At 39.5% G+C, this 13,476-nt stretch carries 3 protein-coding genes; 1 reads left to right on the top strand and 2 read right to left on the bottom strand.

The features are described 5' to 3' along the window. The first annotated feature begins 7 nt into the window (after positions 1–7). Complete coding sequence (gene glyS, locus DWQ18_09770) at positions 8–1,465, top strand: glycine--tRNA ligase (GenBank protein ID RDJ33403.1); 1,458 nt, start codon at positions 8–10, stop codon at positions 1,463–1,465. Positions 1,466–1,483: 18 nt separating this feature from the next. On the opposite strand, the gene DWQ18_09775 is transcribed toward glyS, so the two are convergent. Next, the gene (locus tag DWQ18_09775) at positions 1,484–7,219 is read right to left on the bottom strand and encodes a fibro-slime domain-containing protein (GenBank protein RDJ33404.1); all 5,736 of its coding nucleotides are present in this window, start codon (positions 7,217–7,219) and stop codon (positions 1,484–1,486) included. A 231-nt stretch (positions 7,220–7,450) separates the two neighbouring features. Next, positions 7,451–13,357 (bottom strand): hypothetical protein, encoded by a 5,907-nt coding sequence (locus DWQ18_09780; GenBank protein RDJ33405.1) that lies wholly within the window; start codon positions 13,355–13,357, stop codon positions 7,451–7,453. Between the last annotated feature and the right edge of the window lie 119 nt (positions 13,358–13,476).

Below are 13,476 nucleotides of genomic sequence, written 5' to 3' on the forward strand. Positions count from 1 at the left end.
ACTAAACATGAACTACGATGAAGTCATGAAGCTAGCATTGGAACGAGGATTTTACTTTCCTAGTTGCGAGGTGTATGGTGATGCACATGCAGGATTTTGGGAGTATGGACCATCTGGTGTCAGCTTGAAGAATAAATTCTTGGAATTATGGAGAAGAGAGCTGATTCGTCGTGATCAGATGCTAGAGATTGATGGCTCGCAGATAATGTCAAAATCAGTCTTTGAGGCATCAGGGCATCTTGCAAGTTTTGCTGATCCTATCATAAAATGTACAAAGTGTGGTTCTACATTTAGGGCAGATCGATTAATTGCTGAAGTTTCCAAAGTTGAGATTCCAGAGAGTGCTGATTTGGAGGATTTTGACAAAGCAATTTCTGAAAATGGCATAAAATGTACAAAGTGCAAAGGAAGTTTTGATAAGACTCGACGATTCAACATGATGTTTCGAGTAGGTATTGGGCCTGATGGTGTTGATGCATATCTTCGACCAGAGACATGCCAATCAATCTTTGTTGATTTTCCAAGATTGTTTAAAACAATGCGAGGAAAGCTTCCACTGGGAATTGCCCAAGTTGGAAAGAGTTTTAGAAACGAGATTTCTCCTAGGCAGAGTTTATTGAGATTACGAGAATTTTACCAGGCAGAGATTGAGGTATTTTGCAATCCTGCAAAACTAGATGACTTGGAGAAATTCTCAGAGATACAAGATGTGGTTATTCATGTTCAGATTGATTCTGAGATAAAATCAATGACATGCAAAGAGGCAGTGGATTCAGGAATGATTCCAAACAAGTTTGTTGCATATTATCTTGGATTGTTAATGTCATTTTATGAAAAGACAGGCATTGATGTGTCAAAATCAAGATTTAGAAAACTTGGTGATAAGGAAAAGGCATTCTATGCAGAAGTTGCATTTGACTTTGAGGTAGAGACCACTATTGGTTGGCTTGAGCTAGTAGCATGTAACTATCGTTCAGACTATGATTTGGGAAGTCATGCAAAAAAGAGCAAAGAGAAATTTGAGGTAATGGATGATGATGTCAAGGTCTTGCCACATGTCTTTGAGATATCAATGGGAATTGACCGCAGCCTGTATACCATTTTGGAGCATTCACTAAAGGATGATAAGGAAAATGAGAGAATAGTACTATCAATCAAACCATACTTGGCACCTGTTCATGTAGGGGTTTTGTCTTTGGTCAAAAAAGACGGTCTAAAAGAAAAGACAGATGAGATATTTTTGAAACTAAAGACAAAGTATGATGCATTTTTGGATCACTCTGGTGCAATCGGTAGAAGATACAGAAGACTAGATGAGATTGGTGCACCCTTTGCATTAACAGTGGATCATCAGACTTTGGAGGATGATTCGGTTACCATTAGAGAGAGGGATTCTATGAGTCAGGAGAGAATCAAGATTTCAGAGCTTGGCTCAAAGTTATCAGATAGAGTATCCTTTCCGTAAAAACTTTAGAAGATTAGACTAGTCATCATCGTCATCTTCATCTTTGTCTTTCTTCTTATCGTCCTGCTCACAGTTAATTATGGTGTTGCTTCCAGAACCGCCCTTACATAGGTCAGTGTCTGCTCCACCATCGATAAAGTCATCTCCAGAACCTCCATGGATGTTATCATCACCAGAGTCGCCACTTAGCGAGTCATCGCCCTGTCCGCCTCTAATGTTGTCCCTATCAGAACCTCCAGAAATTTGGTCTACTCCGTAGCCACCTCTTAGATAGTCACGGCCTTCTCCACCAGATAATACATCATCATCATTGTTTCCGTAAATTCGGTCGTTTCCTTCTTCACCAAAGATTGTATCCATTCCGTTGTGTCCGTAAATCTTGTCATTTCCAGAACCACCATAGATACAGTCATTGCCCTTGTATCCGTGAATCTTGTCAGGTCCACCATATCCAAAGATTAGATCATTGCCATTAGTACCCTTTAGTTTGTCTGCTCTTTCGGTTCCGTAAATCACTTTATCATAGAAGGATTCGGGTTGTCCACAGAATAGCTCTGCAGTACCACCAATAGTGGTTTCAAGGGAAACTTGGTTGTTGCCCAAGTATGGGTCGGATTTTGATGATTCTACTGATGCGTTGTTTGTAATGGTTCCAGTAAATCCTGATTCTACTTCAGTGACTATGGTTATAGTTTTGTCTTGTCCAACAGAGAGTGTTGAAAAGTCACATGAAACGGTGTGATCATCAACAATTTCACATTCTGATGGCAAAACGCTGATTGCAGTCACTTCCTCTGGAAGATCATCAATAACTATGACGTTGTTTGCACTCTCTGGACCGTTATTTGTTATGGTTACAGTATATTCCAGATTAGAATCTATTACAGAATCGGATTCAAATTCCACTACAAGTTTTGCAGACATAGAAGGATAGCTGTCATATGCTTTTGCATCTCGATCGTTATTTCCTTTGTGTGAATCAAAGATTAAAGCTATGGAATTTCCATCTTGCCATCCGTTTCTATCTATAACTTCTTGAATCAATGCTGAAATATTTGGTGTTGTTTGGGCAGCTCCATTTTGACCGGCACTATTCCAATTTGGAATATCCCAATCTACTTTTGCTGATGTTGTCTTTCTGCTAGAGATATCTTTTTTAGAGTTTGTAAAGGTGGAAGCGTTATCGGTATCTTCTGCATAAATTCTTACTTCTGCTTTACCAGTATCACCTTCAGGATCTTCTACGGTAAATGTAACATATGCGTTAGTAATAGTAGCACCGTTTGGAATGTCAATATTTTGGAATCTTAATCCGACATAATCTTTTTCGTTAAGATCTAAATCACTAGAGTCGAGATCCATGTCATTTTTGTCTTGCTCTGCATCATCTGAGCCTTGAATGATTGTTCTGGTCAATATCTGAGTGGATGGACCTGCACTTACTAACTCACCAGTCTTTGTGATGGATAATTCGGCTGAATTTGCTGGTGCATCACATTGTCCTTGGTTTACACCAGTAAATGGTATATTTGTCTCAATTGCCAAGTGTGAACCAGTTTGCTGTCTTTCTGCAAAGAATAAGCTAAATGTTGCCTGCTGTCCATCAACTAGACCAAGTTTTGTTTTCAGCATTGGATCATCAAGATTGATGGTTGCTGTTGCTTGGTTTTGTGGGTGTGTTCCACCTAGGTCAATTGCTAATTTTCCGTTGATAAAGATAAATGTGTCATCATCTGCGCCGTTTACCTTAAAGTACAATCCTGATTGATAGGTAAATGTTGCCTTTGATTCCATGGTAAAGTGATAGTTGTGAGGTTTGCCTTCATTTCCAAATAGTTGATAATCAATTGGGAAGAATCCTTCCGAAATACCTCCATTAGTAAATGTGTATTTTCCGGAGGTTTCATCAAATGTTAGTACCATGTTATAGTCTGCACATTGGTTAATTCCGGTAACTGGATTGTACCACTGGTTAAAGTTTACAGGTCCATGTGTTGAATCAATATCTTCATTGAATACTGGATTTCCATCAAGACCTAGAGTATTTTGTACTAGTCCTGTCTTTACACCGGTACAAATAGGTCCGCTACAGCCTTGCTCCATGTCAGGGTGGGATTGCTTAAAGTCTCGAATAATACTAACTAGTGTTACATCTGATACTGGTTCTGAGACTTCAAGTGCTAACGAATCAGTATTGAAGATTGGATTTCCTGGTAGGTGGGTTGGTGAAATACTAATTTCAATTTGGGCATTGACTGTATTTGTTCCAGATGTGGTAAACTGTACATCACATGTAAAATCAAAGGTTTGACCTGGCATTAACAATACAGGGTTTGCTTGATTACAGCTCGTTATGATAGGGTTTGTTGAAGGGAAAGGAGTCAACATGGTCAAAAGTGGTTGATCCAAATCAACATTTCCGGTGTTTTCAACAGTAAAGGTTAGTGTAGTGTCTTCACCTACTATGGGACTAGTCGGATCTGAAGAAATTGTGAGTCCTACCAGTGGATTTGCAATAAGCATTTGAGTTGTATGTGGAATGTTTAATGAGACCTCTCCGGACTCATCAGTTCCAGTGAATGTGGCAGTTACCGGAGAAGTACTTCCTGGTGAATCATTAAATGTTATTTGACAATCAAAGAATGTCCAAACTTCTGTTAAATCCAATAATCCATTATTGTTAGGATCTTCTTCATCAAGTGGTCCCTGAACTCCATTTTCACAAACTGGAGAGGAGGCAAATGTAAGATCTGCTATTGGTACATTTCCATCATTTGATACAGTCCAGTCAAAGGTTGCAGTAGTTTCTTGCAAAACTGGAGATGGAGGAACATTATTTCCTAGAATTGAGATTGATGGGGCACTAATTTCAATATCTAGTTGTGAGCTAACAGGTGCCAAGGGATTTGAAAATTCATCTTCTGCATTGACTGTTGATATTATTGAGATATCGCCAGAAATTGGACCAGTGTTGCAGGTATAATCCTGGGATTGGCCAGTGAGAATGCTTCCCGTACCTGGAGCAACTATAGTTGGGATGGAACAATCTCCCGGATAGTCAGTCGTAACTATTACATTAACCAAGTCAAGGGATCCAGTGTTTGTTACAGTAAATGTGACACTGGTTCCTGATGGAGGTGAAGGGTTTTCATCTGCAATGCCCAAAATAGACATTGAGGCACCACCAATAACAAGGTCGAGTTGTACAGTTTCAGGTCCTACGGGATTTGAAAATGAATCTGTTGCAGTGACACTACCTACAAGAGATATTGAAGAAGGTGAGTTTGTTGTACACTGATAAGTTTCGGATTCTCCTACTGATAGATTTCCATCACCTGGAGATACAACAGTTGGATTGGCACAATTAGGAGAACCAGCCTTCGGGTCATTTGTACTAAGTACCGTGTTAGTTAGGTCAAAATCACCATCATTAGTTACTGTAAATGTAACAGTGATTGGGTCATTTGATGGAATTGGATTTGGTGGTAAAAATGAGCCGGCAAGCAATAGTGATGATTCTCCAATTATAATGTCATCTACTTGGTGGGTTTGATCTGGTAATTCTGTAGATGATACAGTTGCAGTTAACGTTACAGTCTGAGCTGTAGCATAGCTAGTAGTACACTGGTATGTTTCTGTCTCTCCAAACAATAGATTTCCATCACCTGGAGATACAACAGTTGGATTGGCACAACTTCCAGAATCATCTGTTGTTACTGCTATGTTAGTTATTGGTAAAGTACCATCATTGGTCAGTGTAAAAGTAACTGTAACGGGGTCATTTGGAGATATAGGATTAGCAGGTGAGAAATTACTAGATATATCCATTGAATATATTCCAACGTTCAACATAAATGGAGAATTTGCTGAAATCAAACCACTGTATGGTGTTGTACCAGAAGCAGTTGTCGTAAATGATACCGGTAAAAGTGAACTAGTTTGACATGCAAATGTTTCAGTCTCGCCAGGTGCAATGTCACCATCACCTGGGGCTACCACAGTAGTAACATCACAGTTTGGAGAAAGAATTTTTGGATCATTGTTAGTTACAGTGACATCGGTAAGATCAACGTTTCCAGTATTTTTTACTGTAAAGGTTACATCGGTAATGGTACTTGGAAGGGTGGGATCTGGATTCTGAGTGCTGGAGATTATTTGTAGTGAAGGACTTCCTAAAGTGATATCAAATGTAGCACATGATAAATCTTGATCAAAACATGTTAAGGTGGTTGGAGGGAATCCAGTGTCAGTAATTTCTAAGATTAAGGATTCTTGTGTGTTAGATGTTGGAACTGGGAGATCACATTGATATTCCCAGATTTCTCCTGGATTTACTAATCCGTCTGTTGGTGAAATATCTCCACCTACAAATCCAAGCGGACTACACTCAGCAGCGGAAATTGTGTCTATAGAAAAGTCTGTTGCTCCAGTGTTTTCTACAAAGTATCGCATATCAATGTCATTAGGATCATTTGGATCAATGGTTAACTCAAGGGATTGACCATTTCCAGTAATGCTAGTTGATGCAGAAAATGCTTCTTGAGGTAGAATATAGTACACTACACCGGCATCAACTTTTGGGGCACCAATCAAAAGATATTGTATGCCTGAATTTTCTACAAAGTCAACAGCATAACCAAAGTTATCCCCTACAGGTGATATTCCAAAATTATCAATGGGTGGATTTTCTATAGCAATTGAAGGTACTCCTTTGTAAAGATATGATGTTCCTGAATCTACTCCTGTAGTGTCATCAAATGGAGCACCTACTAGGACAGAGTTTTCTGAACCAGAAACATCAGAGGCTACCCAAAATCCAAATTGATCACCGTTATCAGGAGATTCACTATTGATTGTTGCTTGGAAAGCATAAGGTGGTTGATCACTAAATAGATAGAACGCTCCACCATCATTTAATCCGCCAAAGGGTGCAGAGATTGCAATGGAACCAAAAATTTTTGTCGTTGACCAGCCAAATTTGTCAGTTGAGGTCGCGCCCTCTGGATCATTTATTGTAGCCAAGATATTTCCTCCCGTATTATGACTTATGATGAATGCCTTATCAACCCCGGGAGATCCAACTAAAGTTCTGATAGGACCAAGTACAGAAGAGTGAAATCCAAATTGACCGCCTACTTGTGCTGAAGTTCCTGCATCATAAGTTGTGGTAGCTCCAGTGATAACATTAAAGCGATACAATTTTCCTGCTTGACTGAGTCCTTGTGCTATTGCAGTTGGATTACCAACTAGAATTTCACTATTACTAAATGACGTAATCTTTGTTGCTCCAATTTTTCCCGATGTATCAGGATTAGAAATTGTTCCAATTCCTGCCGGATTACAAGTACTATCATAAATTCTAATTTGTCCCAGTCCTCCATTAACACCTGGAATTCCTACTACAAATAATCCACTTGTTCCAACTCTTCCGACTTTTTCTCCAAATCTATCACCTGGGGATAATCCTGTTGGAGATATTGAACAGATTAGTGAGCCATCTGCTCCACTAAAGAGAAATGCTTCTCCAACACCACCATTGTTACCGGGGGCCCCTACGGCAAAGTTTCCATTTACATCAGTGATTGAAAATCCAAAGTCAGAACCAGATGTATTTGGGTTGGGAATTGGAGTTTCATTATAGATAAGATCAGCATCAACAGGATTTGGGTTAAAGGTAACAGAAGTTATAGAAGCAACTAAAATTATTGAGAGAAAAACTGTTAATGATTTATTTTGTAGGATTGATGATTTCAACAACTTTCTACCTCAGATTGAAATGTTTGATCACTTATATTTTTAGAAAAGGAAATTCCCAAAAGTGGTAATGAAGTTGTCAATATATCATCAGATATAGTATATCGTCCACTTTTATGCAATAATTATCCTATAAAACGGGAATAAATATGATAGAAGGAAGTTATTTGAGATATTTACTGCCCTAATGGAATTATTAACCTAGATAGGCTTCCGAATCGGAATATAGATTCAATGGTAAATGTTTCTAGGTTTTGAGAAATCTACAATTGAAACTCCATTCATGCTTTCCAAATAGAATTTTGAATATGGAATGTTTTCACTAGAAATTACAATCAAACTGTTTGAGGTAGAATTTTCTATTTTAACTAGTTCTACTTGTCCAGGCAAGATATCTTTAGGTTGTATGGAATCATCGTTCCATTTACAAGCCACTCCATTGCATAAAATCTGGCATTCTTTAATTGGATTATTACTATAGTTTCTTACACTTATTGAAACTGTAGTTCCAGAAACAAATTTTTCTACCATCAACTGACGATCATACCTGATTATCACTACAGGAGACTTGATTTTGCTAAATTGGAAATACATCATTCCAATAATTGCAATAGTGACTACAATAGTAATTATCCATGATGTTTGAGTATCAATTGATTCATTTGATGTTGATGTATGTTCGATGGGTTCATCAAATTGAATTTCGCCAGGTCCGGGTTCAGAGATTTTTCCTCCAAACTCAGTAGTTTCTGATTCTGAGATTGATGGATTCTTTTCTGAAATAGAATCACTTGTTGATGGAGGAGTTATACCGTCATCTTCTAAAGTTGTCTCATCACCTAGATCTGTTGAAGTCTCTTGATTGTTTGGTAACAGTGATTCTTGTTCTTGTTGTTCTGAAACTCTAATCATGAATCTTTTTGATTCTAGGATTTCATCACCCATTAGATGAATCCAATAGAAGACTTCGGGACCTTCAGATATCATTGCCCATGGAACAGACGCTGAGATTACAGAGTAAGCTGGGTTACCAGGTAGTGGCTCAACATTCATTCTAACTGCAGAGTATTCATCAAGATTAAGATTTGATGTTACAAATCTAAGTTCTGCCCTATCAAATTGTACTGGATTCAAGACTAGACCATAGACATCTAATGATTCGTTTGAGAGAGAGTACACTGGAGTTTGTGATGCGCTTACTGTCTTTGAACGAATGTCGACATACACTTGGTTAACTACCTCTAATGGATTGTTTAGTAGCTGGGTAGTAGTGTTTAGTATTTTGATGCCTGGAGAAGTCTCTTTTGGAGCTAATGTACCTCCAAATTCTACAATATTTTCTGATCTTTGAATTGGAGATTGGTCAAATGCTGTGCTAACTATACTTTGTTGTGCTCTATATTGGATCTTGAGTTTTACATTATCTGTAGCATGAGCCTCTGGAATTAATCCTGTATTTGACTCAAGGTAGACTCTCCAGTTTCCTGAAATTGGGTCAACTGAGGTTATGGTGAATCTCTCAAGTACATTATCTGGTCCAGAGTATCTTACTCGGATTACTTGCTCACCAAGTGTGACACTTTGTAGATTTCCTGGCTTTCCAAATGTTGATTCTTTGACTAGGCATTCATTGGCAGAACCAATTACACAGACTCCATCTGGGGATACTACCTTAAACTGTGAATCATCTTCAGTATTAGAAGCATAGATACTTGCAGCTCTTGCAATTGGTTCTCCTTGTTTATCCATTAAAACTTCTACATCAAGTTCCTCTGAAGCAGTAGTAATAACAGTCCTTGGGAATGAGTTGAATGTAAGATCTTCAGTTTCAAACAACTGGCCACAGAATTCACCAATTACTTGGAATTGGTAATCTTCAATGTGATTTACTTTGGGTATATCCCAAGATAATGGAACTGAAGACTGACCTGATTCAAAGACATATGGCTTTGATGTGTAGACAACCTTGCCATCTACCAGTAGAGATATTGCACCAGCAATTGGTTGAGTGATTAGGTTTGTAAAGTATGCAATTGGCTTTACATTTGTGCCTTCAGCCTTGACAGATACTACATCAAATTCAAGATTTCCTTGCGCTGTGTAATCAGTCTTGGTACTCATGATGTATTCTTCAGAATCAGCTGTTGCCAGATTATCATCTAGTACATGTATCCAATATTTGAGAGCAGGTGAACCATACATGAATTCCCATGGAATTGATGCAGAGATCTCATACTGTTGAGGTACAGTAGAGTTTGTAATCTTCATCTTTATGGCAGTGTATTCATCAGTTGATTGACCATATTGTACAAATCTTAGTTCTGCTCGTTTGAGACTTATTGGGCTCTGAACAATTGATGTGACAAACATTGTCTGGAAGTTGTCTGCACAGCTACCACCTGGGTTTGCAGCATCAATTGGTGCACCTCCTCCTAGACTTACTCTAACATCATTGAATGTAGCTGGTGACTTACCTCCAGTTAATGGGCCAATGACACCTCCAAATCCTGGGCCTGCTGCAGCACCGCCAGCTCCACCAGCACCACCAGCGCCAGCACCAGTCTTGCTACCTGGTGAAGGTGCACCTCCTGGTCCAGATGGAGTTGAAGTGGTTGCACTTGCCTTTCTGTGAGCAAGTCCATAGCATGAGAAGTGATTTGTAGTCATCTCATAGATACACATATTGTTAGAATCAACTCCTATTGCGGTTGCTGATACTCCGGATTCAGTTACCCAAGTTGGCAAACCACTAGTGTGATCTATCACATAAGCATCTAGAATCTGGCATCCATATGTTGAATCAACATCTATAAGTGAATCTGTGGTCTTTGGTATCTTTACTGTAAGCTTTGGTTTTTCTGCAAATGTGCTTGCTTTGCTCCAGTCAGTACCAACACCATTTGCCTCAAATGAAGAGGTAATGTTAAAGAACATTTCAACTCCACTAGTTCTTCCTGATACAGGTGGTGCGGGTAATGAAGTCGGAGCCGCAGATCCTGCAGGAATTGTTCTTTCACTGTTAATTAGTAACCACTCTGATGTTGGGGAACCAGTCTTGGTAAGAGTAGTAGATGTCTTTAATTGAAGTTTAGAGACACCGCCGGTACTTGGTAGTAAGGAGTCTTGTACAGGCATAATCATTGTTTTACCTGCAGGTATCTTTGTGATAGGCGGAGGCATAACAAATTGTCCTCCTGCGGTATTTGATGATGCAACAATGGCAGTCATTACAGATGCTACAGACTGTTTGCTATTCATTGTGTATGCAGGAGCATTAATTTCTGAGATTATTGCTGGGCCTGTTCTTAGTGGATCAAATGATTTTGTTAGCTGAACTGATTTTTGTGATCCTGTTGCAGTATTTATTCCGGCAGTATTACCAGTACCAACCATTGTAAATCTAGGTAGCTGGTCTGTAGAAGTTATTGGTGTTTGAACTGTATTACCAGATACCTTAGAAATTACCTTTGCACTGAATGTATTCTTCCAAGTAACTAGGGTGCTATCTGATAGAGATGGTGATGAAGTGGAATTTGTTGGAGGCAAGGTGGAGAGAGTTTGTGTGGCCTCATCAACTATTACAAATTCAACTACTGGGAATGGAACCGTAAGACCAACCGTAGTAAATGTCTGGTTTGCCATGACAACATTTGTAGCAACACCTGGAACAGAAGTCATTGTGATATTGTATACTCCAAGAGGTACAGGACCTATTACCAATACACCATTTGTTGCATTCTGATCTGGAGACAAGTTATTTTCTGTGACACTTAGTATTCCAGTTCCGGTGAATGGATTTGGTCCAATATTATACACTGCACCTGAAATTCGTGGAGTAGTAATTATTTTGAGTGTACCTAGTACTTTGATTGAGGGTTGTGGTCCTTGAATTCCTAGGTTCTCTGTTAATGAGATGGATGTTTTTCTTGCATTTGTTGTATCAGATAATCCCAATTTTTCTGTTAGGGATACTGTGGATTGTCTAACGCTAATTGCATCATTGAAGCCCAAGTTCTCTGTAAGTGAGATGGTTGCTTGTCTGAAGTTGTCCTGTAGGCCGAGGTTCTCAGATAGTTTGATTGTGGTGAGCTGAGCGTTTGCTACATCGTTGAGACCGAGGTTCTCAGATAGTTTGATTGTGGTGAGCTGAGCGTTTGCTACATCGTTGAGACCGAGGTTCTCAGATAGAATGATCTTAGTGAACTGATTGTCTATAGTATCAACAATTCCTAAGTTTTCTACAAATCTGACCAATCCTTTAGCTGCAAAGAAATCATCAGAAATACCAAGATTCTCAGATAGAATGATCTTAGTGAACTGATTGTCTATAGTATCAACAATTCCTAAGTTTTCTGTAAGTTTGATTGTGGTGAGCTGAGCGTTTGCTACATCGTTGAGACCGAGGTTCTCAGATAGTTTGATTGTGGTGAGCTGAGCGTTGACATTATCATTGAGACCTAAGTTCTCTGTAAGTGAAACTGTAGCTTGTCTGAAGTTATCCTGTAGGCCGAGGTTCTCTGTAAGTGAGATGGTAGCTTGTCTGAAGTTATCGTTGAGACCTAAGTTTTCTGTAAGTGAGACTGTAGCTTGTCTGAAGTTATCCTGTAGGCCGAGGTTCTCTGTCAAAGATACTGTAGCTTGTCTGAAGTTATCGTTGAGACCTAAGTTTTCTGTCAAAGATACTGTAGCTTGTCTGAAGTTATCGTTGAGACCTAAGTTTTCTGTAAGTGAGATGGTTGCTTGTCTGAAGTTATCCTGTAGGCCGAGGTTCTCTGTCAAAGATACTGTAGCTTGTCTGAAGTTATCGTTGAGACCTAAGTTCTCTGTAAGTGAGATGGTTGCTTGTCTGAAGTTATCCTGTAGGCCGAGGTTCTCTGTCAAAGATACTGTAGCTTGTCTGAAGTTATCCTGTAGGCCGAGGTTCTCTGTCAAAGATACTGTAGCTTGTCTGAAGTTATCCTGTAGGCCGAGGTTCTCAGATAGTTTGATTGTGGTGAGCTGAGCGTTTGCTACATCGTTGAGACCTAAGTTTTCTGTCAAAGATACTGTAGCTTGTCTGAAGTTATCGTTGAGACCGAGGTTCTCTGTAAGTGAGACTGTAGCTTGTCTGAAGTTGTCGTTGAGACCTAAGTTTTCTGTAAGTGAGATGGTTGCTTGTCTGAAGTTATCATTGAGACCGAGGTTCTCTGTCAAAGATACTGTAGCTTGTCTGAAGTTATCCTGTAGGCTGAGGTTCTCAGATAGTTTGATTGTGGTGAGCTGAGCGTTTGCTACATCGTTGAGACCTAAGTTTTCTGTCAAAGATACTGTAGCTTGTCTGAATTGATCATTGAGACCGAGGTTCTCTGTCAAAGATACTGTAGCTTGTCTGAAGTTATCCTGTAGGCCGAGGTTCTCTGTCAAAGATACTGTAGCTTGTCTGAAGTTATCGTTGAGACCTAAGTTTTCTGTCAAAGATACGGTAGCTTGTCTGAAGTTATCCTGTAGGCCGAGGTTCTCTGTAAGTTTCTTCAATCCTACTGCTGCAAGGAAATCTTCATCTGATATGCCAAGGTTTTCTGTAAGTTTGATTGTGGTGAGCTGAGCGTTTGCTACATCGTTGAGACCTAAGTTTTCTGTAAGTGAGACTGTAGCTTGTCTGAAGTTATCCTGTAGGCCGAGGTTCTCTGTAAGTGAGATGGTAGCTTGTCTGAATTGATCATTGAGACCGAGGTTCTCTGTCAAAGATACTGTAGCTTGTCTGAAGTTGTCCTGTAGGCTGAGGTTCTCAGATAGTTTGATTGTGGTGAGCTGAGCGTTTGCTACATCGTTGAGACCTAAGTTTTCTGTAAGTGAGACTGTAGCTTGTCTGAAGTTATCCTGTAGGCCGAGGTTCTCTGTAAGTGAGACTGTAGCTTGTCTGAAGTTATCCTGTAGGCCGAGGTTCTCTGTCAAAGATACTGTAGCTTGTCTGAAGTTATCGTTGAGACCGAGGTTCTCTGTAAGTGAGATGGTAGCTTGTCTGAAGTTATCGTTGAGACCTAAGTTCTCTGTAAGTGAGACTGTAGCTTGTCTGAAGTTATCCTGTAGGCCGAGGTTCTCTGTCAAAGATACTGTAGCTTGTCTGAAGTTATCGTTGAGACCTAAGTTTTCTGTCAAAGATACTGTAGCTTGTCTGAAGTTATCGTTGAGACCGAGGTTCTCTGTAAGTGAGATGGTAGCTTGTCTGAAGTTATCGTTGAGACCTAAGTTCTCTGTAAGTGAGACTGTAGCTTGTC

The sequence above is a fragment of the Thermoproteota archaeon genome (assembly GCA_003352285.1).
Lineage (GTDB): Archaea > Thermoproteota > Nitrososphaeria > Nitrososphaerales > Nitrosopumilaceae > PXYB01.